23 protein-coding genes and 1 riboswitch are annotated in these 23,411 nt (G+C 73.0%); of the genes, 8 read left to right on the top strand and 15 right to left on the bottom strand.

Annotated features, from left to right (window positions below):
• Positions 1-235: 235 nt before the first annotated feature.
• Positions 236-427 carry a hypothetical protein gene (locus QNO07_RS22690; protein WP_283994130.1) on the top strand — a complete coding sequence of 64 codons (192 nt, stop codon included), beginning with the start codon at positions 236-238 and terminating at the stop codon, positions 425-427.
• Positions 428-494: 67 nt separating this feature from the next.
• Here the strand turns inward: QNO07_RS22690 and QNO07_RS22685 are convergent, their stop codons facing one another.
• From QNO07_RS22685 to QNO07_RS22675, 3 genes are all read right to left on the bottom strand, one after another.
• Complete coding sequence (locus QNO07_RS22685; RefSeq protein ID WP_283994129.1) at positions 495-1,745, bottom strand: GNAT family N-acetyltransferase; 1,251 nt, start codon at positions 1,743-1,745, stop codon at positions 495-497.
• 118 nt (positions 1,746-1,863) lie between these two features.
• Positions 1,864-2,814 carry an asparaginase gene (locus QNO07_RS22680; protein WP_283994128.1) on the bottom strand — a complete coding sequence of 317 codons (951 nt, stop codon included), beginning with the start codon at positions 2,812-2,814 and terminating at the stop codon, positions 1,864-1,866.
• 52 nt (positions 2,815-2,866) lie between these two features.
• A complete protein-coding gene (locus QNO07_RS22675; protein WP_283994126.1) occupies positions 2,867-3,484 on the bottom strand; it encodes an RsiG family protein in 618 nt (205 codons plus the stop codon).
• A gap of 283 nt (positions 3,485-3,767) precedes the next feature.
• On the opposite strand from QNO07_RS22675, the gene dtd reads away from it, so the two are divergent.
• Complete coding sequence (gene dtd / locus QNO07_RS22670) at positions 3,768-4,193, top strand: D-aminoacyl-tRNA deacylase (RefSeq protein WP_283994125.1); 426 nt, start codon at positions 3,768-3,770, stop codon at positions 4,191-4,193.
• Positions 4,194-4,313: 120 nt separating this feature from the next.
• On the opposite strand, the gene QNO07_RS22665 is transcribed toward dtd, so the two are convergent.
• The 5 genes from QNO07_RS22665 to QNO07_RS22645 all read right to left on the bottom strand — a co-directional run bounded on the left by QNO07_RS22665 (position 4,314) and on the right by QNO07_RS22645 (position 11,473).
• Complete coding sequence (locus tag QNO07_RS22665) at positions 4,314-5,252, bottom strand: carbohydrate ABC transporter permease (RefSeq protein WP_283994124.1); 939 nt, start codon at positions 5,250-5,252, stop codon at positions 4,314-4,316.
• Entirely contained in the window at positions 5,249-6,619 is a 1,371-nt protein-coding gene (locus QNO07_RS22660; protein WP_283994123.1) for an ABC transporter permease, read from the bottom strand. The genes QNO07_RS22665 and QNO07_RS22660 overlap by 4 nt, the downstream gene beginning before the upstream one ends.
• An 11-nt stretch (positions 6,620-6,630) precedes the next feature.
• On the bottom strand, positions 6,631-7,977 hold the full coding sequence (locus QNO07_RS22655; RefSeq protein WP_283994122.1) for an ABC transporter substrate-binding protein: 1,347 nt from the start codon (positions 7,975-7,977) through the stop codon (positions 6,631-6,633).
• Between the two features lie 265 nt (positions 7,978-8,242).
• The gene (locus QNO07_RS22650) at positions 8,243-9,916 is read right to left on the bottom strand and encodes a glycoside hydrolase family 13 protein (protein ID WP_283994195.1); all 1,674 of its coding nucleotides are present in this window, start codon (positions 9,914-9,916) and stop codon (positions 8,243-8,245) included.
• 285 nt (positions 9,917-10,201) lie between these two features.
• Positions 10,202-11,473: an ABC transporter substrate-binding protein gene (locus QNO07_RS22645; RefSeq protein ID WP_283994120.1), complete on the bottom strand. Its 1,272-nt coding sequence runs from the start codon at positions 11,471-11,473 to the stop codon at positions 10,202-10,204.
• Between the two features lie 167 nt (positions 11,474-11,640).
• On the opposite strand from QNO07_RS22645, the gene QNO07_RS22640 reads away from it, so the two are divergent.
• Genes QNO07_RS22640 through QNO07_RS22630 form a run of 3 tightly spaced genes read left to right on the top strand, consistent with a single transcriptional unit; the run spans position 11,641 to position 15,403 of the window.
• Positions 11,641-12,147, top strand: coding sequence for a PadR family transcriptional regulator (locus QNO07_RS22640; RefSeq protein WP_283994119.1), 507 nt, complete (start codon positions 11,641-11,643; stop codon positions 12,145-12,147).
• Positions 12,144-13,022 (top strand): ABC transporter ATP-binding protein, encoded by an 879-nt coding sequence (locus QNO07_RS22635; protein WP_283994118.1) that lies wholly within the window; start codon positions 12,144-12,146, stop codon positions 13,020-13,022. The genes QNO07_RS22640 and QNO07_RS22635 overlap by 4 nt, the downstream gene beginning before the upstream one ends.
• A gap of 2 nt (positions 13,023-13,024) precedes the next feature.
• Positions 13,025-15,403, top strand: coding sequence for an ABC transporter permease (locus QNO07_RS22630; protein WP_283994117.1), 2,379 nt, complete (start codon positions 13,025-13,027; stop codon positions 15,401-15,403).
• 109 nt (positions 15,404-15,512) lie between these two features.
• On the opposite strand, the gene QNO07_RS22625 is transcribed toward QNO07_RS22630, so the two are convergent.
• The 7 genes from QNO07_RS22625 to QNO07_RS22590 form a co-directional block, all read right to left on the bottom strand.
• Positions 15,513-15,857 carry a hypothetical protein gene (locus QNO07_RS22625; protein ID WP_283994116.1) on the bottom strand — a complete coding sequence of 115 codons (345 nt, stop codon included), beginning with the start codon at positions 15,855-15,857 and terminating at the stop codon, positions 15,513-15,515.
• 364 nt (positions 15,858-16,221) lie between these two features.
• A complete protein-coding gene (gene ygfZ, locus QNO07_RS22615; protein WP_283994115.1) occupies positions 16,222-17,196 on the bottom strand; it encodes a CAF17-like 4Fe-4S cluster assembly/insertion protein YgfZ in 975 nt (324 codons plus the stop codon).
• 17 nt (positions 17,197-17,213) lie between these two features.
• Positions 17,214-17,651, bottom strand: coding sequence for a Fur family transcriptional regulator (locus tag QNO07_RS22610; RefSeq protein ID WP_283994114.1), 438 nt, complete (start codon positions 17,649-17,651; stop codon positions 17,214-17,216).
• 70 nt (positions 17,652-17,721) lie between these two features.
• Positions 17,722-18,789, bottom strand: coding sequence for an ABC transporter substrate-binding protein (locus QNO07_RS22605; protein ID WP_283994113.1), 1,068 nt, complete (start codon positions 18,787-18,789; stop codon positions 17,722-17,724).
• Positions 18,790-18,806: 17 nt separating this feature from the next.
• A complete protein-coding gene (locus QNO07_RS22600) occupies positions 18,807-19,580 on the bottom strand; it encodes an ABC transporter ATP-binding protein (protein WP_283994112.1) in 774 nt (257 codons plus the stop codon).
• Positions 19,580-20,686 (bottom strand): FecCD family ABC transporter permease, encoded by a 1,107-nt coding sequence (locus QNO07_RS22595; protein ID WP_283994111.1) that lies wholly within the window; start codon positions 20,684-20,686, stop codon positions 19,580-19,582. Before QNO07_RS22595 ends, QNO07_RS22600 begins: the two co-directional genes overlap by 1 nt.
• 137 nt (positions 20,687-20,823) lie before the next feature.
• Positions 20,824-20,903, bottom strand: a riboswitch (cobalamin riboswitch).
• Positions 20,904-21,039: 136 nt separating this feature from the next.
• Positions 21,040-21,423, bottom strand: coding sequence for a winged helix-turn-helix transcriptional regulator (locus QNO07_RS22590; protein WP_283994193.1), 384 nt, complete (start codon positions 21,421-21,423; stop codon positions 21,040-21,042).
• Between the two features lie 249 nt (positions 21,424-21,672).
• Between QNO07_RS22590 and QNO07_RS22585 the strand changes: the two genes are divergently transcribed.
• From QNO07_RS22585 to proC, 3 genes are all read left to right on the top strand, one after another.
• Positions 21,673-22,185, top strand: a complete 513-nt coding sequence (locus QNO07_RS22585) for a hypothetical protein (protein ID WP_283994110.1) — start codon at positions 21,673-21,675, stop codon at positions 22,183-22,185.
• A 170-nt stretch (positions 22,186-22,355) separates the two neighbouring features.
• Positions 22,356-22,577 (top strand): hypothetical protein, encoded by a 222-nt coding sequence (locus QNO07_RS22580; protein ID WP_283994108.1) that lies wholly within the window; start codon positions 22,356-22,358, stop codon positions 22,575-22,577.
• Positions 22,574-23,383, top strand: a complete 810-nt coding sequence (proC, locus tag QNO07_RS22575) for a pyrroline-5-carboxylate reductase (protein ID WP_283994107.1) — start codon at positions 22,574-22,576, stop codon at positions 23,381-23,383. The genes QNO07_RS22580 and proC overlap by 4 nt, the downstream gene beginning before the upstream one ends.
• The last annotated feature ends 28 nt before the right edge of the window (positions 23,384-23,411 follow it).

Raw genomic sequence — 23,411 nt, 5'->3', positions numbered from 1 at the left:
CGTACAACTTTGTCCGAAGCTGCGGGAGTTGCCCGCCAAGTGTTTCTGGGCCCACCGAAGTTGGGCACAACTAGGAGTGAGTTGGCCGCCAACTTTCCAGGGTTGGCGATCAAGTCGCGCAAGTTGTTCGGATCTTGCCTCCGGTTCGGCGCACTTCCCCCTCCCGCCCGTCCGACGGCGTATGGGCGCCCACGCAGTCCACGGTCTTCCGAGTCCTCCGGAAGGAGGGAACACCATGCCTTACCTCGCCCTGTTCGTGGCGGTGCTGGTGGTCGTCGCCGAGCGTGTGATCGAAGCCAGGTACGGCGTGTTCGGCGCCGCCGGTGTGATCCTGCTGGCGGTCGGCATCAAGTCGCGGAACGCGACCTGCAGTTGCATGGGGGCGGCGGTGCTGACCGTGCTCCTGATCGGCCCGGGCGCCAGCTGAGCCACCCGGGCTCCCGGCCCCGGCCCACCCCACCGTGCGCTCCTCCGCCGGGGAGCCGGGACGGTTTCTAGAAGACGTCCGGGCACCAGGCGCGGCGGGGGGCGCGCAGCAGTGCGTCGGCCTGAGCAGCGGCGCCGGGGTGCTCCTCGTGTATCCGGCCCAGCACCGCCAGCCGGACGGCCGACTCGTCGCCCAGGCTGAGCGTGCCCAGCGCGGCGGCGTCCAGGGTGAGGTCCGCGGAGCGGGTGGTGCGCGTGCAGCGGGCGCCCTCGGGTGCCGCGTCGAGCGCGTAGCGTCCGGCGGCCGGCCCGTCCGGGTCGTGCACCTCCAGCACCAGTCCGCCCGGCACGCGGTAGCTCCGGGACTCCAGCAGAGCCGGCACGTCCAGGGGGCGCACCCACAGGAAGTCGGCGTGGGTGGTGAGGCGGGCGGCGCGGGGGTCGGGCAGCAGCAGCGGCAGCACGTCGTCCGGCGGGCAGTTCGACGCCTTGAGCGTGGTGACCCAGTCGATGGCCATCAGGTAGCGCCACAGCGCGCGTTCGGCGGCCGGGGTGGTGGCGATCAGGTCCCGGACGGTGGCGGTGACGTGCGGCAGCTTCGCCTCCCACCGGTCGTCGACCGCGTACGAGACGAAGCCCTGCGGCTCCCCGGCGGCGTCCCGGTACACCGCGCGGAAGTACACCGGCAGCGGATCGACGGGGTCGTGCAGCGCTCCGGTGTGCAACCGCCACCAGCGCTCGCTGCGGTCCACCGCGCCGGCGCTGTCGGGGAGCGCACGGAACCGCTCGTGCACGCCGGGTGCGAGCTTGCCCAACTCCTCGGCGGAGACCAGCTCTACCGTTCCCTCGCCGGTGTCCGCGGGCCGGCGCGGGTCGAGGCCGGTGCGCAGCACGTCCACCGCGACGTCGGTCGTCCAGGCGGCGGGCCCGAACCCGTACCGGCCGTAGATCGGGTACTCGGCGGCGATCAGCGTCGCGCAGACGTCGCTCCGCTCCCGGGCGTCGGCCAGCCCGGCGCCCATCATCCGGGTCAGCAGGCCGCGGCGGCGGTGCGTCGCGGAGACGGTGACGTTGGTGACGGCCGAGGCGGGCACCGCCCGGCCGCCCGGCAGGGTGAGCTGCTGCGCGAACGTGCGGTAGGTCGCGACGCAGCGCACGCCGTCGTAGACGCCCCAGGCGCGGGCGATATCCCAGGCGCCGGCGCGGAAGGCGACCTCCTCGTCGGTCACCTCGGGGGCGCGCAGGAAGCCGACGGCGAGTGCGCCGAGCCAGCCCGGCAGGTCGGAGGGGTCACGGAGCGTGCGGAGGGGGAGGGACACCCCGGCAGCGTAGGACGCCCGGCCCGGTCACCGCATCCGCGTTTCCCTCCGCGGCCGGCCCCCGGAGAGCCACGGCGGGCGGCGTGCGCAGGCACGCACACCACCGGGCCACCGCTGCTCAGAACGTGGCGCGCACCGCGCCGACCGGGACGCCGCCGCCCAGCAGCGGGACGTCGGCGACGCGGTCGAGCACCGGCGCCTCCACGCCCATGCGCCGCAGGGTGCGGGCCAGGACCGGACCGAGAGCGCGGATGCCGCCGTCCTCCAGCTTGAAGGCGAGCGCACGGCCGTCCGGCAGGGCCACCGCCTGGACCGCTTCCGCGCCCATCTTCGACAGCGCGCCGGGCATCTCCCGCATCAGCCAGGTGTCGGGGCGGCGGGTGCCGGCCACGTACTCGGGGTGGCAACGCATCGCCTGGGCGACGCGGCCCTGCTCGCTCTCCGGCGCGGCGAGGGCGAAGCTGCGGAAGGCGCGGGCCAGGCCGGTGAGGGAGATCGCCAGCAGCGGTGCGCCGCAGCCGTCGGTGCCGGTGTGCGCGACGTGCTCCCCGGCGGCCTCCTCGACCGTCTCGACGACCAGCTTCTGCAGCGGGTGGCCGGGGTCGAGGTAGGTCTCGGTGGACCAGTCGTTGACGCGGCAGGCGGCGAGCATCGCGGCGTGCTTGCCGGAGCAGTTCATGGTCAGACGGGCGCGGACGCCTCCCGCGGCGAGGTAGGTCTCCGCCTCGACGGCGTCCAGCGGCAGGTCGGGCGGGCACAGCAGGTCGTTTTCGGAGAGCCCCTGCTCGGCGATCATGCGCCCGGCCAGCTCCAGGTGGAAGGGCTCACCGGAGTGGCTGGCGGCGGCGAGCGCGAGCCGTTCGCCGGACAGCGGCAGCCCGGCCCGCAGGACCGCGGCGGCCTGCATCGGCTTGTTCGACGAGCGGGGGAAGACGGGTGCGGACGGGTCGCCGAGCGACCAGTCGACCTGCCCGTCGGCGTCGAGCACGACCAGCGAGCCGCGGTGCCGGCCCTCGGTGAAACCGGAACGGACGATCTCGGCGAGGACGGGTGCTGCGGTCGGCGACATCGGCGGGCCATCTCCTTCGGTGGGCACGACCGGCCACCGGAGGGGATCGCCCTCAGGCCAGCAGGTCGTCGACTTGTGCTTCGCCCTCACGGTACCTGCGGGCGATCTCGGCGCTGCACTCGTCGGCGGTCCGCTGGAGGGTCTGCCGGCGGCCGGAGATCTGACGCTCGTAGCGGATGAGGCGGCCCATCGCGTCGTGCAGCTCGTTGTCGCTGCGGGCGCCGAGGTCGGACAGCTCGACCTCGGCCAGCATCGAGTCGGCGAGCTTGCGGTACTCGGCGCTGTGCGGGGTGCCGAGGGTCACGTGCCGGGCGGACTGGCGGTGCCGGGCGGGGGCGTCGGCGAGGATCTCCGGCAGCCGGTCGACGATGCGTGCCGCCGGGTCGACCCGGCGGGTGATCTCGGCCCGCAGGATGTCGATGCGGCCCTGGAGCAGGCGCCGCAGGTAGCTGAGGTCGGCCTCGTCCTGCTGTGCGGATCGGCGCAGTCCGCGCAGCGAGGGCAGGCCCAGTGCGCCGAGCCCGGGTGCGTGGTCCGCGGGCGCGGGGCGGGGGCCGTCGACGCCGGGGTGCTGGTGGGGCAGGTGGGGTGCGGCGGCGGTCACCGCGCCGGCCGCCCTGGTGTGTTCGGTGCCGCGGTCGGGGTCCCGGCCGGTTCCGTACGTGGTCATAATGTGGTCCCCTCGTCCGCTGTGCCGCGTCCTGCCGGTCCTGTGCCGTCCGGGGCGGCACGCCGCACACGCCGGTCCGGGCCGGGCGCGGGGCGCACGGGTTCGGCGGCGGGTGCGGTGTGCATGGCGTTCATGCAGTTCATACGACTCATCTGTCCGTCGGCTCAACGGTGTCGCGGTGGTGGCCGCGTGGTCCGCGACCGCCGTATTACGTTCTCGCATCGTGCCACTGCCGGGCGGCCGCGCGCAGCGGCTTGGCACCCATCCGGCGCATCATGGATGCATGCGAGCAGTAGTTCAGAGGGTGAACGGGGCCCGGGTGACGGTGGACGGCCGGACGGTCGGCGAGGTGGTGGGCGCCGGGCTGTGCGTCCTGGTGGGGGTGACGCACGAGGACACCGCGGAGCACGCCGCGCGGTTGGCCCGCAAGCTGTGGTCGCTGCGCATCCTGGAGGGCGAGAAGTCGTGCTCCGATCTGGGCGCCCCACTGCTGGTGATCAGCCAGTTCACGCTCTACGGCGACGCACGCAAGGGCCGGCGGCCGACGTGGAACGCGGCGGCTCCCGGACCGGTCGCCGAGCCGCTGGTGGACGAGGTGTGCGCCCGGCTGCGGGAGCTGGGCGCGGAGGTCGCGGAGGGCCGGTTCGGCGCCGACATGAAGGTGTCGCTCGTCAACGACGGTCCCTTCACGGTGCTGCTGGAGGTCTGACGCGCCGGGGGCGGCCCGGCAGCCGAAGGGGTGACCCGCCGAGCGGTTGCGGCGGCGGGGCGGGCGGCGCCGAGCACCCCCGTGGCGCTCGTTGCCGGCCCGCCCCGCCCGTATGGGGGCTCACTTGACGGAGCCGGCCATCACCCCCTGGACGAAGTGCCGCTGGAAGGCGAAGAACACGGCGACGGGCACCACCAGGGAGAGGAACGCGCCCGGTGCCAGCACGCCGATGTTGCTGCCGAACTGCCGCATCTCGGACTGGAGTGCCACGGTCAGCGGCTGCGAGTCGCTGTCGGCGAAGAGCAGTGCCACCAGCATGTCGTTCCACACCCACAGGAACTGGAAGATGGCCAGGCTGGCGAGGGCGGGACGGCCGAGCGGCAGCACCAGCCGGCTGAAGATCCGCCACTCGCCGCCGCCGTCCATCCGGGCGGCCTCCAGCATCTCGCGCGGGATCTCCGCGAAGTAGTTGCGCAGCAGGAACACCGCGAACGGCAGCCCGTAGGCGACGTGGAACAGCACGACACCGGGAATCGTCCCGAACAGGCCGATGGCGCCGAAGAGTTTGGCGACCGGCAGCAGACCGATCTGCACCGGCACCACCAGCAGCCCCACCACCAGCAGGAAGATGGCGTCCCGGCCGGGGAAGTCCAGCCAGGCGAAGGCGTATCCGGCCAGCGCGGCGATCCCGACCACCAGCACGGTCGTCGGCACGGAGATCATCACCGTGTTCCAGAACGAGCTGGTGATGCCGGAGTCCTGGAACAGCGCGGTGTAGTTCTCCAGCGACAGCTGGGCGGGATCGGTCAGCGCCGTCCACCAGCCGGCCGAGGCGTTGTCCTGCTCCGAGCGCAGCGAGGACAGGAACAGCCCGGCCAGCGGGGTGATCCAGATCAGCCCGATGACCACCAGCAGCGCCTGGACCAGGCCGCGGCTGAGCTGTGCCGTCAGCCACTTCAGCGGGGAGCGCCGGGGACGGGCGGGAGTGACCGCGCCGGGGCCGCGCGCCGGGACGGGCTGCGGCGCGGGCTTGGCCTCGATGGTGCCGGGTCCGCTCATGACTGGCTCCTGCGGAAGCGTCGGACGTTGAAGATCATCGCGGGCACCACCAGGGCGAGCAGCAGCACCGCGAGCGCGCTGCCGAGGCCCTGGTTGTTGCCGCCGCCGAAGGACACCAGCCACATCTGGGTGGCGAGCACGTTGGCGTCCTCCTGTACCGGGCCCGGGGCGATGATGTAGACGAGGTCGAAGACCTTCATCACGTTGATGACCAGCGTCACGAAGACGACCGTCAGCACCGGGGCGAGCAGCGGCACCGTGATGCGGTGGAAGATCTGCCACTCGTTGGCGCCGTCCATCCGGGCGGCCTCCAGGGTGTCCCGGGGCAGCGCCGCGAGGCCCGCGCCGATGAGGACCATGGAGAAGCCGGTCCAGATCCACAGGTACGCGCCGATGATCGCCGGGGTGACCAGGGCCGGGCCGAGCCAGGACACGCCCTCGTAGGGCGGGGCGAAGTTCGCCGCGGGCAGCCGCACCGTGTACGAGCCGTCGGCCAGGCCGGTGAAGGTGAACGAGCCGTCGGCGGCCGTCGTCGTCCGGCCGGCCACCTCGCCGTCGCGGACCGCCTCGACGCTCATGCCGGGCAGGCCCTTCTCCTGCGGGTCGACCCGGCCGGGGCTGCCGCCCCCGCCGGGGGTGAAGTCCAGGTAGACGGTGCCGCGCAGTTCGTCGTCGGCGGCCTGCTCGGCCGCGGCGCCCGCGGCGGGCCGCGCCCCGGCTGGCACGTCGGCCGGCGGGACGCCGACGAAGCCGAGGCTGACGCTGTCGCCCGGCCCCAGCGGGTCGCTGGTGCGGTAGCCGCCGTCCTCGGTGCGGCTGAGGCCGTGCTCCTCGCGGGCCCGCGCCTTGGGATAGGCGGAGCCGTCGTTGACGGAGTCGTGCACGCCGACGACCACCGCGTTGAGCACACCGCGCTCGGGGTCCTGCTCGTAGGCGAGCCGGAAGATGATGCCGGCGGCGAGGAAGGAGACCGCCATCGGCAGGAACAGCAGCAGTTTGAAGGCGGTCGCCCAGCGGATCTTCTCCGTGAGCACGGCGAGCACCAGGCCCAGCCCGGTGAGCAGGACGGGGGCGACGACCACCCAGATCGTGCTGTTGCGAATGGCCTTGAGCGTCGCCGGGTCGCGGAACATCTCGGTGTAGTTGCCGGCGCCCACGAAGGTGTCGCCGCTCGCGTCGAACAGGCTGCGCCCGATGGAGAAGACCACCGGGTACACGACGAGTGAGCCGAGCAGCAGCAGCGCCGGGAGGACGAACAGCACCGCGGCCACGCGGGCCCGGCGCCGGGCCCGCCGCCGCGGGTTGTGCTTCGCGGCGGCGGGGCCCGGGACGGGGCCCACGGGTGGGGCGGGGGCGGTCGGTTTCATCTGCCCCTGCCTCAGCTCTTGAAGGCCTTGGCCGCCGCGGCTTCCAGCTTGGCCGCGGTGGCCTTGGGGTCGGACGGGTCGCGGAGGAAGTCCTGCAGCAGCTTCCACTCGCCGGCGCCCTTGGTGCCGCCGAACGCCGCGGGTGCCTGGTCGGACATGTCGAACCGCACGGAGTCACCGGCGTCGATCAGGGACTTGGCCGTCTCCCGGGTGGTGTCGTCGGAGTACTCGTCGAGGGAGAGTTCCTTGTTGGGGGAGAGGTAGCCGCCCGCCTCGGCCCAGACGGCCGCGGCCTGCGGGGTGGCGAGGAACTCCAGCAGGCGCATCGCGCCCTTCTGGTTCTTGCCGTCCTTCAGCACGACGGCCGCGTCACCGCCGCTGACGACCGGGGCCTCACCGCCGTCCACGGGCGGGAAGGGGAAGAACTTCGCGTCCTCACCGAGCTTCCTGCCGAACTCGTCCTTGGCGATGCCGCCGACGAAGTCGCCCTCGTAGACCATGGCAGCCTTGGGCTGCGGGCCGAAGACCTGCTCCACCGAGGTGGGGAAGTCGGTGCGCAGCGCGCCCTGGGCGCCGCCGGCTATCAGTTCCTTGTCGGCGAACAGCTCACCGAGGGTGGTGAGCGCCTTGACGACGCTGTCGTCCGTCCAGGGCATGGCGTGCGCGGCGAGCTTGTCGTAGTCGGCGGGCCCGGCCTGGGAGAGGTAGATGTTCTCGAACCAGTCGGTCAGCGTCCAGCCGTCCTCGCCGGCCACGGCGAACGCGGGCGTGCCGGAGTCGGCGAGCGTGCGTCCCGCCTTCAGCATGTCCTCGTAGGTGTCGGGCTCCTCGACGCCGGCCTGGTCGAACGCCTCCGGGCTGTACCAGACGGTCGACTTGTGGGCGGCCTTGAAGTACAGCCCGTAGTACGTGCCCTTGACGGTGCCGTAGTCCTTCCAGACGTTGGCGAAGTTGTTGGTGGCCGTCATCTCCGTCTTCTTCGACAGCGGCTTCAGCCACTCCTCCTCGGCGAACTGCTGCAGCACGCCGACCTGGGGCACCATCACCACGTCGGGCGCGTTGCCGCCCTGGATCTTGCTGCCGACGAAGGTGGAGACGTTGTCGCCGGTGGCCACGAACTGCGTCTTCGCGCCGGTCTCGGCGGCGAAGGCGTCCAGCACCTTCTGGAAGTTCTTCTGCTCGCTGCCGGTCCACACACCGGCGACGGTGACGGTCTGGCCGCTGAGTTCGCCGCCGGACGCGGGGCCGGTCGGGTCTTCGCCGCCGCAGGCGGTCGCGCCGAGCGCGAGCGCCAGGGTGGCGGCTCCGGCGGCTGCGGTACGGCGGGTGGTGCGGCCGAGTGAGGTGGGTCGTCTCATGGCGGTGGTCCTTCCGGGAGGTTCAGGACGAGCGGGATGACGAACGGGGAGTGCGGGACGAGCGGGGAGTGCGCGTGGAGCGGGGTGCGGCTGCCGTGCCGGGGCACGGCGGACCGCCGAGCCGGGCAACGTGGGCTGCCGCGTCGGGTGCGGTACGTGCGGTACGTGCGGTACGGGTCGTGCCGGGGGTGCTGTGGTGCGCTGTGGTGGTGCGGGGCGGTTCCGGTGGTGCGGGCGGTGCTGTGGAGGGGACGGGGTCTCGGGGTCAGGGGGAGGTGGGGGAGTCTCCGGTCCACCAGGCGGCGGTGCCACCGGGCAGGACACCGTTGGTACAGGGGCCGCTGGCCAGCAGCGGGGTGCCGGAGACGGGGGCCGGTACCGGGTCGGTGCCGAAGTTGACCGCGCACACCAGCCCGTCGCCGCGGACGAAGGCCAGCACCTGCGGCGGCGTCTCCAGCCACCGCAGCGTGCCCTCGCCCAGCTGCGGAAGGCCGCGGCGCAGTTGCAGACCGTCGCGGTAGAGGTGCCAGAACGAGCGGGTGTCGGCCAGCGCCCGGTCGGTCGCGTGGTCGGCGAACCACTCGGGTTGCGGCAGCCACGGCCGGGCGCCGTCGACGCCCTGGCTGAAGCCGAACGGGGAGGCGTGGCCCGACCAGGGCAGCGGGACCCGGCAGCCGTCGCGGATGCGGGCCCGGCTGCCGGTGCGGTGGAAGATCGGGTCGGTGAGGACCTCGTCGGGCAGGTCCACCACCTCGGGCAGGCCCAGTTCCTCGCCCTGGTAGACGTAGGCCGCGCCGGGCAGAGCCAGCATCAGCAGGGCGGCGGCGCGCGCCCGGGTGGACCCCAGCCCGCTGCCCTCGACGCCGGGTTCGCCGGCGTAGCGGGTGACGGTCCGGACCTGGTCGTGGTTGTTGAGGACCCAGGTGACGGTCGAGCCGGTGCCGGCGATGTCGCGCATCGCCTCGCTGATCGTCCGGCGGAACGCCTCGGCGTCCCAGGGCGCGCTGAGCAGGTCGAAGAAGAACGCCTGGTGCAGTTCGTCGGGCCGGACGTAGGCGGCGTGCTCGCGGGCGGTGGGCACCGAGACCTCACCGACGAGCAGCCGGTCGTGGCCGTCGCGGGCGGCGTACTCCTCGCACACGGCCCGCCAGCGGCGCCACACGTCGTGCACCTCGGGCTGGTTCCAGGCGAGCTGGTTGACCGAGTCGCGGGCGCGCTCGTCGGCACCGGGGTCCAGGGAGTCGGGCAGCTCGGGGTGCTTGTACAGGCCGGCGGCGACGTCGATGCGGAAGCCGTCCACACCGCGGTCCAGCCAGAAGCGCAGCACCTGCTCGAAGGTGTCGCCGATCTCGGGGTTGCGCCAGTTCCAGTCCGGCTGGTCGGGCGTGAACAGGTGCAGGTACCACTGGCCCGGCGACCCGTCGGCCTCGGTGACCCGGCTCCAGGCCGGGCCGCCGAACATGGCGCGCCAGTTGTTCGGCGGTTCACCGCCGTCCGCGCCGCGGCCGTCGGCGAAGTGGAAGCGGCTGCGGGCCGCGCTGCCGGGCTCTGCGGCCAGTGCCTCCTGGAACCAGGGATGGGCGGCCGAGCAGTGGTTGGGCACGATGTCCAGCAGGACCTTCACGCCCAGCCGCCGGGCGTCGGTGACGAGCAGGTCGAACTCGGCGAGGTCCCCGTAGACGGGGTCCACGTCGCGGTAGTCGGCGACGTCGTAGCCGTGGTCGGCCTGCGGTGAAGGGTAGAAGGGGCTCAGCCAGACGCCGTCCACGCCGAGCTTCTTCAGATAGGGCAGCCCGGCGCGCACACCGGCCAGATCGCCGATGCCGTCGCCGGTGCTGTCCAGGAAGCTGCGGACGTAGACCTGGTAGATCACCGCGTCGCGCCACCAGTGGTGGGCGGTGCCGGTGAGGAGGCCGTTCTCGGCCGGGGCTGTGAGCATCTCCCGTTGACCTGTTCCTGCTTGGTGCGAGAGCGAGCCAGGGCCGGTTCGCTCGTTCATGCATGCATGTTAAGTAGGTGTGTCATAAGAGTGTCAACGAGTACGTCGAAAACAGCCCGGTTCTGACCCGGTTTGTGGGGGTGTTGCGGCGCGCGGATCTACTTAACGCGTAAGTAGGGGCGGGTGAGGCGCACGGGGCCGATGTGAAACCCACCCCGCCCGGGCGGCGCCCGGATCAGCCCTTGCGGGCTGCGCTCTGATCAGCCCTTGCGGGCAGCGCTCTGATCAGCCCTTGCGGGCGATCGACTCCAGTTCGCGGCCCAGGCGGGCCACCGCTTCCCGCGGCGTCTGCCTCAGCGCGAGGGCGTCCTGTACGACGGCCTGCACGGCCAGGCTCACCTGGTCGTAGCGCGGGCTCTTGGCGCGCGGCTCGGCCGCCAGCACGCTCTGCCGCAGCGTCGGCAGGTAGGGGTAGCGCCGGATCAGGTCCCGGTCCGAGTACAGCGCGGCCCGTACCGGCGGCAGCGCGCCGTCGGTGAGCACCTTGCGCTGCACCGGCTCACTCGTGAGGTAGCGGATCAGGTCGGCGGCCGACCGCGGATGCCGCGACCCGCTGCTGACGGCCAGGTTGGAGCCGCCCAGCACGCTGGTGCCGGGGCCGTCGGGGCCCGGCAGCGGGACCGTGCCGAACCGGCCCGCCACCTCGGAGTCGTCCCCGTTGGCCAGCGAGTACACGTACGGCCAGTTCCGCAGGAACAGCAGCCGCCCCTCCTGGAACGCCTGCCGGGACTCCTCCTCCTTGTAGTCCAGCGCCTCGCGCGGAATCCAGCCCTCCCGCACGCCGTCGGCGAGGAAGGCCAGGCCGCGCCGGGCCGCGTCGGAGTCCACCGTCACCCGGGCGCCCTCGTCCCGCAGAAAGGACCCGCCGGCCGAGTGCACCGACTCGGTGGCGTTCACCGTCAGCCCCTCGTACGGCAGGAACTGCCCGGCGTAGCCCTCCAGCCCGTACTTCGGCGCGACCTCGCGCGCCTGGCGGGCCAGCTCCTCCCAGGTGCGCGGCGGCTCCAGGCCCTCGCGCCGCAGCACGTCCGCGCGGTAGTAGAGCAGCCCGGCGTTGGTCACGTACGGCACGGCGTACAGCCGGCCGCCGAAGGTCGCGGTGTCCACCACCGGCGGCAGGAAGTCGCCCAGCGGGAACCCGCCGCGGTCCAGCGGCGCGATCCAGCCCGCCGCGGCGAACTCCGACGTCCACGCCACGTCGATGTTGAGCACGTCGTAGCGGTCGCCGCCGGAACGCAGCTCGGTGATCATCTGGGCGCGGGTCTCGTCCGCGGAGTCCGGCAGCTCGACCAGCGTCACCCGCTCCCTGGGGCGCTCGCGGTTCCAGCCGTCCAGCAGCGGGCCCAGGTAGTCGGTGAGGTCCCCGGCGGTGGCCAGCGTCATCGGGCCGCGGCCCGCGCCCGCCGCACCGTCCGCGTGCGGGCCGAACCCGGCGTACCCGGCCAGCACCACGGCAGCAGCAAGGAGGCCCCGGCCCGCGGCACGCGTCCACCGCATAGGTTCCTCCCAGTGCACCGGCGCCCGCTTCGTCGCAGGACGCCCTGCGCCCATATATACCTGTTAGGCATGGGCGATACTAGACGTCCAAGAACAGGACGAGAGCGATCCGGGCCACAGCCCGGCCCGGTCCGCCACCAGCGTCCACGGACCGGGGAGGGAAGAGCGTGAGGCTGCCGCTGCTGGCGCTCCTCACCCGCGGTCCGGCCCACGGGTACGAGCTCAAGCAGGACCTTGAGAAGCTGCTGGGCGCCGCGTACCCTCAGCCCAACGTCGGCCAGGTCTACGTCACGCTGGGCCGGCTGGAGAAGAGCGGCCTGATCGAGGGTGAGGACGTCGAGCAGTCCGGCCGTCCCAACAAGAGGACGTACCGGATCACCGACGCCGGCCGGGAGGCCGTGCTCGGCTGGTTCGAGGAGACCACCGACGAGCCCCGCGTCCGGGACGAGTTCTTCATGAAACTGGTACTCGCCCGGCAGTCCGGTCTCGCCGACCAGGTCGCACTGATCAACAAGCAGCGGCGGCAGTACCTGAACACCATGCGGGACCTGTCCAAGCTGGCGGCGGTCGAGGACCGCGACAACCCCGTCGCCCAGCTGCTCATCGAGGGCGCGATGCTGCACCTCCAGGCCGACCTCGACTGGCTGGAACGCTGTCAGGAGGAGCTGGAATGAGCCACGGCGGCACCCCCGACCCGAAGGCGCAGCCGCCGGGTCCCCCTCCGGAGCCGGACGCCCCCGCGTCGGACGCCCCCGCGTCGGACGTCTCCGAGCCGGACGCCCCCGTCGCCCACAGCGCCTCCGGCGTGCCACCGCTGCTGCGTGCCGTCGGGCTCACCAAGACCCACCACGGCGAGGGCACCCCCGTGCACGCCGTGCGCGACGTCGACCTCAGCGTGCAGCCCGGCGAGTTCGTCGCCGTCACCGGCCCCTCAGGTGCCGGCAAGTCGACGCTGCTGCACCTGCTCGGCGGGCTCCAGCGGCCCGACAGCGGCGAGCTGTGGCTCGACGGGAAGCGCGTGGACACCTACCGCGAGGCCCGCTGGGCGGTGCTGCGCCGCCGCAGCATCGGCATCGTCTTCCAGTTCTTCAACCTCGTCTCCAACCTCAGCGTCGCCGACAACGTCGAGCTGCCCGCCCTGCTGGCCGGCGCGTCCCCCCGGGCCGCCCGCGACAGCCGGGCCGACCTGCTCGCCGAACTCGGCCTGGAGGGCAAGGAGCGGTCCATGCCCGGCGAACTATCCGGCGGCGAGCAGCAGCGGGTCGCCCTCGCCCGCGCACTCGTCAACCACCCGGCGCTGCTGCTCGCCGACGAACCCGCCGGCAGTCTCGACAGCAAGGGCACCCGCGAGGTGCTGCGGCTGCTGTCCCGCTTCCACCAGCGCGGCCAGACGATCCTGCTCGTCACCCACGACGCCCGCATGGCCAGCGCCGCCGACCGCGTCATCAGCTTCTTCGACGGCCGCATCGCCGACGACGCCGCACTCGGCGGCGGTCGGCGCCGGCCACCCGGCGGCGGCGTCTCCGGCGTGCTGGAACTGAAGGACTGACGGTGCGGGCCACGCTGCGCTGGGCACACGCCGACCTGCGGGCGCACCGCGGCGAGGCGCTGTTCATCGTGCTCGCCACGGCGGGCATCATCGCCTCGCTGCTGCTCGCCGGGGCTCTGTTCAGCTACGCCGCCAACCCGTGGCAGCGGATCTTCACGCAGTCCGAGGGCGCGCACGTGTGGATTCAGACCCGGGACGGCGCCGACCCCGGTCAGCTGGCCGCGCTGGACGGCGTCGAGAGCCTGTCAGGGCCCTTCCCGACCGGCCGCGCCACCGTCACCTCCCGCGGCGCCCGCGCCACCGTGGAGCTGCGCGCCGCCGCGCCCGAGCCGCCGGAGGTGGCCCGTCCGCAGATGGTCGCGGGCCGCTGGCTGGCCGCCCCGGGGGACGCGGCGGGCCAGGACGCCCCCGGCGACGCTTCGGGGGACGCCCCCGGCGACGCTGCGGGTGACGTCCACCAGATCGTGCTGGAGAGCTCGCTGGCCCGGGTGCTGTGGGCCGAGCCCGGCGACACGCTCACCGTGCCGGACCGGGACGGCGGCACGCTGACGCTGCGCGTGGCCGGGACCGCCGACGCGGCCGAGCCCCGCTACCGGGCAGGCGACCGCCCCGGCACCGCCTGGGTCCTGCCCGCCACCCTCGACGCCGCCGTGCCCGACCACACCGGCCAGACCACCGGCCTGCGGCTGGACGACCCGCGCGACACAGACTTCACCGTGCAGCGCGCCGTGACCCTGCTCGGCGCCGACCGCGTGGCCCAGGTCACCAAGTGGCAGCAGGCCCGGGCCGAGGCCGAGGGCGACGACCGGCTGCTCGGCCTGCTGTTCGCCGTCTTCGGGTTGGGCGCGCTGCTCGCCGCCGCGCTCGCCGCCTCCGGCGCCATCAGCGCCCGCATCCGCGGCCAGCTCCGCGACATCTCCGTGCTCAAGGCCATCGGGTTCACGCCCGGCCAGGTCGTGCGGATCTTCCTCGTCCAGCACCTGGCGTTCGCCCTGCTCGGCGTCGCCCTGGGCACGGCCGCCATCGCACTGCTCGGCGCGCACATCCCCGGTCGGATCGGCGAGGCGGCCGGGGTGTGGCCCGACCTCCCCGGGCACACCGCGACGCTGCTGGGCATGCCGGCCGCCGCGGTGCTGCTCATCGCGACGGCCACCGGCCTCGCCGCCTGGCGGGCCGGACGGGTGCCGCCGGTGCCCGCGGCACGGGCGGCGCTGCCCGGTGGCAGCCGCCTGACCGGGTTGGGCCGCCGGGCACTGGGCCTGGGCGTGCCGCCCGCGCTGGTGCTCGGGTGGCGGGCCGCCTTCCCCCGCCGGTCCCGCACCCTGCTGGCCGTGGCCCGGCTCGCGCTGCCGCTGCTGATCGTCACCGTGGCGCTCGGCGCCTGGGCCACGCTCGACCAGTTCCACAGCCGGTCCGGGCACCTGGGCCTGCCGACGGCGCTCACCGCGCGGGCCGAGCAGCCCGACCGGCTCGGCGACGCGGAGGTGCGCCGCCTCCTCACCGCGCACCCCGACGTGCGCGCCGCGCACCCCGGCGTGGAGGTGGCCGCGCTGGTGCCCGGCCAGACCGGCACCATCACGCTGCGCGGCCTGGGCACCGCCCGCTCCCCGTACCCGTTCGACGTGGTCGAGGGCCGCGCGGCGGACGGGCCGGACGAGGCGGTCGCCGGTCAGGGACTGCTCGACCTGCTGGGCGTCCAGGTCGGCGACTGGGTGCGCATGACGGTGGAGGGACGGCCGCAGGTGCTGCACCTCGTCGGCCGCACCATCGAACCCGAGAGCGGCGGCCGGGTGGTCTCCACGACACTCGACACCCTGCGTGAGCGCGACCCGGACCTGCGGCCCGCCTTCCACCACGTGCTGCTGCGGCCGGGCGCCGACGCCCGCAAGGTCGCCACCGACCTCGCGCAGGACGGCGGCGGCTCGCTGGAGGTCCGCGAGACGCCGCCGCCCGCGGCCGGCCTCGGCCCGGCCCGCGGCGTGATCGTCGGTGTGGTCGCGGTGCTCGCCCTGATCGGGCTCACCGAACTGCTCACCATGATCGGCACCAGCGTCCGCGACCGGGCCCGCGACCTACTGGCGCTCAAGGCCATCGGGCTGACACCGCGGCAGATCAGCTCCGTCATCGTGGCCGCTGCCGGGTTCACCGCGCTGGCCGCCGCGGTGCTCGGCACCGGGCTCGGCGTGCTGGTGGGGCGCTGGCTGGTCGACGCGCAGGGGCGGTCCAGCGGCGTCGGCGCGGGCATCGCGCAGAGCCCGCCGCCCGCCGTGCTGCTGGCCGTCGCGGTGGCCGCCGTGCTGGGCGCCGTCGCCGCGTCCGCCCTGCCGGCCGCCCGCACCTCCCGGCGCCGCCTCGCCGACTCCCTCAGCGAGACCCTTTGAGCCTTTGGCAGCGGAGTCTGCGCTGCTCATCAGGACCTATGACATCTGGCCAACCATCACTAACCAGACAGACCGGAACAACGCCGGGGCCGTGGGGTGTCCTCGGTGGTCAGCGCACGAGGACCACGGAGTTGATCGGCGTCATGTTGTACGGCGCTGATTCACCTGTCCAGCGGATCACGTTGGAGCAGTTGGTGCCGTTGTACCCGTAGCAGACCTGGTAGCCCGCGCCGCCGGTCTGGTAGTGGGCCAGTACGCGGTTACCGGTGACGTTCGACAGGTTGTGAGCCCCGTAGCTGTAGAAGATGTTCTTGTTCAGGATGCTGCCGTTCGCCTCACGGATACAGAGTGCTCCGCTTGGGCAGGGGGTCGCCGCACCAGCGCTGGGCGCTCCGGCGAGTCCGGTTCCCACGGCAAGGGCCAGACTTGCGGTGGCCATCGCGATCTTGCGCATGTTTTTCCCCTGTCTCGCGTGACGTCTCCGGCATGGAGACGTCACGAGAGTCCTGCAATGCGCCGTGCACTGATAGCCCGGTTTCCGGCCATTGTGGTTGTCTCTCCGTATGGCTTGGGCTACTTGAGGGCGGCGTGAGCCCGTCTGGTTTCTGGACGTAGGTTTCCGGACGGTGCTCGCCCTGGTCGGAGTGTCGGTGGGAACCGTGGGATCACCCACGAACGAACCCGCCTCCACTGCTCAGAGCAGGAACGACGTGACGCGTTCCCTCGCCGGCTGCACACCTGCAATCGCCACCGCGGACACACCGCGCTCGCAGGCAAACCACCGCCGGCCGCGCCCCTGACCTCAAAGGGGAACACACCTACGGCTCGACGACCGTCTCCTGCGCCGCGGCGGTGTTCTCGCCGGCCACCAGTTCGGCGTCGACGGGCACGTTGCGCTTCACCAGCGCCAGCGCGATCGGGCCCAGCTCGTGGTGGCGGGCCGAGGTGGTGACGAAGCCGAGCGGGCGCCCGTCGGGGCCGTCCGAGGCGAGCCGCACCGGGTCGCCGTGGCCGGGGATCGTCACCTCGCTGCCGTCCAGGTGCAGGAAGACGAGCCGGCGCGGAGGCTTGCCCAGGTTCTGCACCCGCGCCACCGTCTCCTGCCCCCGGTAGCAGCCCTTCTGCAGGTGCACGGCTGAGCCGATCCAGCCCAGCTCGTGCGGGATCGTGCGGTGGTCCGTCTCCAGGCCGAGCCGCGGCCGGTGGCCCTCCACCCGCAGTGCCTCGTACGCCAGCGCGCCCACCGGGCGGCCGTGCGCCTCGGCGAAGTCGCGCAGCCGCTCTCGCGGCAGGAACAGGTCCCGTCCGTGCGGGGTCTCGCGCGCGACGGTGTCCTCGGGGGTGGCGGTGATCGACCCGGCGGGCAGGTGGACCACGGCGAAGTCGGCAGTCCGGTCGGCCGCCTCCACCTGGTAGAAGAACTTCATGCTCTCCAGGTAGTCCAGGAGTGCCTGCTGCCGCCCCGGCTCGGTGTGGATCCACGTCGTCGTGCCGTCGTCCACCAGGTACAGCACATGCTCGATGTGCCCGTTCGCCGACAGGATCAGCGACTCGGCCGCCTGCATCGGCGGCAGCTCGCTGACGTGCTGGGTGAGCAGCAGGTGCAGCCAGGAGAGCCGGTCGGCGCCGCTGACGGTGAGCACACCGCGGTGCGACAGGTCCACGAAGCCGGTGCCGTCGGCGAGGGCGCGCTGTTCCCGGAACAGGTCGCCGTAGTGCGCGGCGACCCCCTCGTCGGGACCTTCGGCGGACACGGCGCCGGGCAGCGACAGCAGCGGGCTTGCGTAGGTCATGCGTTAACCCCAGTACCTCAGGATGTGTGGTCGGGCCGGTCCGCCGAGCACTCGCGGCAGCGCCCGAAGATCGCGAAGTGTTTCACATCGGTCTCAAAACCGAAGGACTCGCGCAGTTGTTCCGCGAAGGACGAGGCGACCGAGACGTCCGCCTCGATCACGGTGGTGCAGTCCCGGCACACGAGGTGCATGTGGTGGTGCCGGTCGGCGAGGTGGTACGTGGGCGCGCCGTGCCCCAGGTGCGCGTGGCTGACCAGCCCCAGCTCCTCCAGTAGCTCCAGCGTGCGGTAGACGGTGGAGATGTTCACGCCGCCCGCGGTCCGCCGGACCTCGGTGAGGATGTCCTCGGGCGTGGAGTGCTCCAGTTTGTCCACCGCCTCCAGCACGAGCTGGCGCTGCGGCGTCAGCCGGTATCCGCGCTTGCGCAGGTCGTCCTGCCACTCGGTGCTCACCACGCCCCCAGTGTAGGAGCACCGGCGCCCGCGGCGGCGCGGGCGCCGGTCTCCCGTCGGTGCTCCGCCCGACTCAGTCGCCGGTCTCGCGCAGGTAGGCACCGAGGGCGGTGATCGCGGCGGGGTTGCGCGGGCTCTCCACCAGGTCGACGTAGTCGAGCACGAAGATGCGGTCGTTCTTCACCGCGGAGACCCCCTTGAGCGGTCCGTAGCTCTTGAGGAACCTGCGCTTCTCCTCGGCACTGGTGTCGCCGTAGTCGTTGATGACGATGACCTCGGGGTCGCGGTCCACGACCGTCTCCCAGCCGACCGTCGTCCAGGAGTCCTCGAGGTCCTTCATCACGTGGTCGCCGCCGGCCTTGGTGATGATGTCGTGCGGCCCGGCGAACACCCCGGAGGTCAGCGGCTTGTCGCGGCCGTCGTCGTAGAGGAACACCCGCGGCCGGTCCTTGCCCTTGGGCGCCGCGGCCTGGGCCGCGGCGACCTCCTGCTGGAACTCCTTCACCAGCTTCTCGGCCCGGTCCTCGACGTCGAAGACGGTACCGAGGGTGCGCAGGTCGGTGTAGAGCGCGTCGAGCGGCGACATCACACCGCGCTCCTTGCCCTCGCCGCTTCGGCAGGACTCGGTGAGCAGGTACGTGTCGATGCCCAGGCTCTCGAGCGTCGCGGGCGTGAGCCCGTTCGCCTCGCTGAAGCCGTAGTTCCAGCCGGCGAACACCAGGTCGGCCTTGGCGTCCACGGCGATCTCCTTGCTGATCTGCCGCTTCGACAGCCACTTCGTCTTCTCGTAGCCGTCCTTCCAGGGCACGCCGTCGAGGTCGCCCTTGTCGTCCGGCATCACGTAGCCGGCCATCCGGTCGGCGAGCCCCAGCGCGAACATGATCTCGGTGATGCCCACGTCGTTGGTGACGACCCGTTCGGGCGCCTTGTCGAACGTCTTCTTCTCGCCGCAGTTGGTGATCGTGACGGGGTAGTGCCCGTCGGCGGACGAGCCCTTGGCGGAGTCGGAACCGGTGTCGGAGCCGGTGTCGGAGCCGGTGTCGACCTGGGCGCCGCACCCGGCGAGCAGGGTGAGCGCCGCGGCGGCGCACACGGCGGCCCGGGCGGTGGTGCGGGTGGTCCTGCGGGTTGCGGGGTTCATGGGTGGTGTGGCGTCCTTCACTCGGAGGGGAGACGGTCGAAGAGCAGCTGCACGGCGCCCGTCTCCGGGTGGGACACCCGGTGAGCGCGCACGCCGAAGACCTCGGCGAGCAGGTCCGCGGTGAGGACCTCGTGCGGGGCACCGGACGCGACGATCCGGCCGCCGGCGATGACGTACAGCTCGTCGCAGTGCAGTGCGGCGAGGTTCAGGTCGTGCAGTGCGGCCAGCACCGTCAGGCCGCTGTCCCGCACCAGCGCCAGCACCTCCAACTGCTGCGCGATGTCCAGGTGGTTCGTGGGCTCGTCCAGCACCAGGACCTGGGGCTGCTGCGCCAGGGCGCGGGCGATCAGCACCCGCTGCTTCTCGCCGCCGGACAGGCTGGTGAAGACCCGCTCGGTGAGGTGGTCCGCGCCGACCCGCCGCAGCGCCTGCGCGCACTGCGCCCGGTCCGCCTCACTGGACCGGGCCGCGGCGCGCTGGTGCGGGACGCGGCCCATCGCGACGACCTCCGCGACGGTGAAGTCGAACTCGGTCACCGACTCCTGCGGCAGGGCCGCCAGCCGCCGGGCGCTCTCCCGGTTCGTCATGGCGTACAGGTCGTCGCCGTCCAGGCGCACGGTGCCTCCCGCGGGCCTGCGGGCCCGGTACACGCAGCGCAGCAGCGTCGACTTGCCGCTGCCGTTCGGCCCGACCAGCCCGACGACCCGGCCCTTCCCGGCCCGCAGCGTCACCTCGTCGACCAGGCGGGCGCCCGCGATCTCCACACTCAGGTCGGTCACGTCCACCTGCATCAGGCACCTCCGAAGGCGTAGCCGCGGCGCCGCATCAGCAGCAGGAAGCAGGGCACGCCGATCACCGCGGTCAGCACCCCGACGGGCAGTTCGACGGGCGCCATGACGGTCCGCGACAGCACGTCCACCCACACCATCAGCACCGCCCCGGCCAGCGGTGCGACGAGCAGGACCCGCCGGTGGTCGGCGCCCACCACCATGCGGACGGCGTGCGGCACCATCAGGCCGACGAAGCCGATCGCGCCGCTCACCGCGACGACGGCACCGGTGACGGCGGCGGCCATCACGAACAGCTCCCGGCGGAACCGCTCGGCGTCGATGCCCAGGGCCGCGGCCGTCTCGTCCCCCATGGCCAGCGCGTTCAGCCGCCGGGCCGACAGCAGCAGGTACACGGTGCCGGCGCACACCGCGCCACCGGCGACGGGAACGGACGTCCAGGTGGCGCCGCTCAGGCTGCCGAGCAGCCACATCATGGCCGACCTGGCCGCCTCACCCCGCTCGGCCATGAACACCATCAGCGTCGTCACGGCGGAGAAGCCGTAGTACATGGCGGTGCCCGTCAGTACCAGCCGCAGCGGCGTCAGCCCGTGCGCGGTGCGCGCCACCGCGTACACCAGCGTCATCGCGCCCAGCGCCGACACGAACGCCGCCACCGAGACGGCGTACATGCCCAGGGCGCCCAGCGCTCCGAAGATCAGTACGGCGTTGGCACCGACCGCGGCGCCCGAGGAGATGCCCAGCACGAACGGGTCGGCCAGCGCGTTGCGGACCATGGCCTGCACGGCCACGCCCACCACCGCCAGCCCCGCGCCGACCACCGCGGCGAGCAGCGCGCGCGGGAAGCGGATCTCCCACACGATCGTGTAGGCCCCGACGTCCTCCGGCTGGATCAGGCCCCCGGTGAACCCGGCCCGCAGATATCCCAGCGCGTCGCTCCAGCCCAGGCCGGAGGCGCCCAGCGTCACCGCCGCCGGCAGCGACACCAGCAGCACCGCGGCGAGGCCGGCGACCAGGAGGGGGACGGGTACGCGGCGGCCGGGCGCGGGCCGAGCCTCGCGTACGGCAGCCGTGCGGGGGCCGGGAGGGTGTTTGACCGGTGTGGCCACGGGCGGTTCGCCTAAGCCTCGGGCCGGGCACGGGCAGGAGCCGCCCGGGCCGTCCCGCGGCGCCCTGCGCCGCGCACGGTGTGCCGTGCCGCACCCCCTCGCAGTCCACGGCGAGTTGACAGGAGCTGTGCCGCCGCGGGTGATCGGGCTTGCGGGGCCCTGTGAAGGGCTCCGCCTACCGTTGCGGGTCAGCGCCGGACTCTCACCGGACTTCCCCCGCGGGACATCAGGCAGCGTAGCGCCCGGCCGGGCGCCGAAGGGCCGCAGGTGGTGGCCGTCACGCGCAGCGCCGGGCGCGCGGCGGCGCAAGCGGGCGCGTCCGCGCACACGCCGGGCGCGCTGCCGTGTGCTCGTCAGTTGTCGAAGTGGCGGCGTGCGTCTTCGATGTGTGCGAGGTGGTGGTGGGTCCAGTGGCAGAGGGCGTCGACTGTCGTGCGTAGGGCGCGGCCCGGTTCGGTGAGGGTGTAGTCGACCCGGGGTGGGACGGTGGGGTACACCTTGCGGTCGACCAGTCCGTTGCGTTCCAGCATGCGCAGGTTCTGGGTGAGCATCTTGTGGCTGACGCCCTCGACCTCGTTGCGCAGCTCGCTGAAGCGCAGGGTGTGTTCTCCGAGTGCTTCGATGATCAGGAGCGCCCACTTGTTGGCGACGTCGGAGAAGATCTCCCGTGCCAGGGAGTCCGCGCGCCTCAGGTCGGCGTCCTCGGGCAGGCCCTTGAGCGCTCGCTTGGTCGCCACCATGACCACCCGTCTCGGAGATTGCGTTCGTGCAGGACGTCACACACTCTCCTGCCGTTCCCGGGTAACCGCAAGAGAGCGCGGAGGGAAGGGCGAGCGGGCCGTCGGGACCAGCTCGCACATCGGCGCGGAGCTGCCCGGCTGAACACGGAGCTGCCCGCTGAACACGGAGGGGCCCCGTCCGATCGCACGGCGTGCGGGCCCGTCCCGGCGGCGGCGGGCGGGCGGCGGGCGGTGATAATCGACCGCATGGACGACGCGACCCGCCTGCCGAATAACGCCACCGCGCCGGAGCCGGAACCCATCCGGTTCTACGGCACCACGTGGGTGGACCGTTCCGGCGGCTACCTGCTGCGCCGCGCCGGGCTCACCCTGGCCGCCTTCGCGGCGGCGGCGGCCGGCGCGATCGTGCTGCGCCTGTCCTACGAGGGACTGGCCATCGCCGACGTCGGACGGGTGGTGAACATCGCCGTCGTGGTCGCCTTCGCCATCTGCAACTCGATCGCCTTCACCCGGACCTGGACCGGCTTCACCCGGCGCCCCGACGGCCCGCACGACAGCGGCGACCGCTCCCAGCACAGCATCCGGCTGATCGGCTTCATCGGTGTGCTGCTCGCCTACGGCATCCGCAGCCTGGTCGAGGCGCCCGGTGAGAAGCTGCGCCGCGAGGAGTACGAGCAGGCCGTGCAGCAGTACGAGCGCCGCCGCTCCACCCGCACCGGCAACCCAGCCGCCCGCCGCAAGCCCAAGCGCCGCGCCTGACTCCGCGCCTGGTCCACGCCTGTCCAGACCTGCCCGCAGCCCAGGCCCCGCCCCGCCACCGCCCGGCCGCCCCCGTACGCGAGGGGGCGCCGGGCGGTGTCAGTGGTGCCCCGGCACCCCCGGCACCCCCGGCACCTCAGCACCCCCGACACCCCCGAGGGGACCGGCCGATGACCGCCGCGCTCTCCGGCCGCCGCACCCTGGCGACCGCCCGCCGAGTACTGCGCCAGCTCGGCCGCGACCGCCGGACGCTGGTCCTGCTGTTCCTCCTGCTCGGCGCCGCCACCGCTGCACCGCTGCACCGCCTGAGCCGGCCCGACACTCCGCCCGCCGTACCAGGACGCGGACACCCGCCCCTGAGGGCGCCGACCCCTGCAAGACTGGGTGCATGACGCAGAAAGTCGCCGTGCTCGGCACCGGAAAGATCGGCGAGGCGCTGCTCAGCGGAATGATCCGCGGCGGCTGGTCCACGGAGAACCTGCTGGTCACCGCCCGCCGCCCGGAACGCGCCGAGGAGCTGACCGCCCGGCACGGGGTGCGCGCGGTGAGCAACGCGGAGGCCGCGAAGAGCGCCGACACGCTCATCCTCACCGTGAAGCCGCAGGACATGGCAGCGCTGCTGGAGGAGCTGGCGCCGCACACCCCTGCGGACCGGCTGGTCATCAGCGGGGCCGCCGGAGTGCCGACCACCTTCTTCGAGGAGCGCCTGGCACCCGGCACGCCCGTCATCCGCGTCATGACCAACACACCCGCTCTGGTCGACGAGGCCATGTCGGTCATCTCCGCGGGCACCCACGCCACGGCGGCGCACCTGGCGCACGCCGAGGAGATCTTCAACGGCGTCGGCAAGACCCTGCTCGTCCCGGAGTCCCAGCAGGACGCGGCCACGGCGCTGTCCGGCTCGGGACCGGCCTACTTCTACTTCCTCGTCGAGGCGATGACCGACGCCGGCATCCTGCTCGGCCTGCCCCGCGACAAGGCGCACGACCTCATCGTCCAGGCCGCCTACGGTGCCGCGGTGATGCTGCGGGACAGCGGCGAGCACCCGGTCAAGCTGCGGGAGAACGTCACCTCGCCGGCCGGCACCACGATCAACGCCATCCGCGAGCTGGAGAACCACGGCGTGCGCGCCGCCCTCATCGCCGCCCTGGAGGCGGCCCGCGACCGCAGTCGCGCACTCGCCTCCGGCCAGGGCTGACCCCGCCCGCCCCGCCCCCACGGCGCCC

The organism is Streptomyces sp. 549 (assembly GCF_030124175.1).
In the GTDB taxonomy this organism is placed as follows: Bacteria; Actinomycetota; Actinomycetes; order Streptomycetales; family Streptomycetaceae; genus Streptomyces.
The sequence above is the reverse complement of the archived record's forward strand: the minus strand, read 5'-3'. Positions and strand labels throughout refer to the sequence as shown.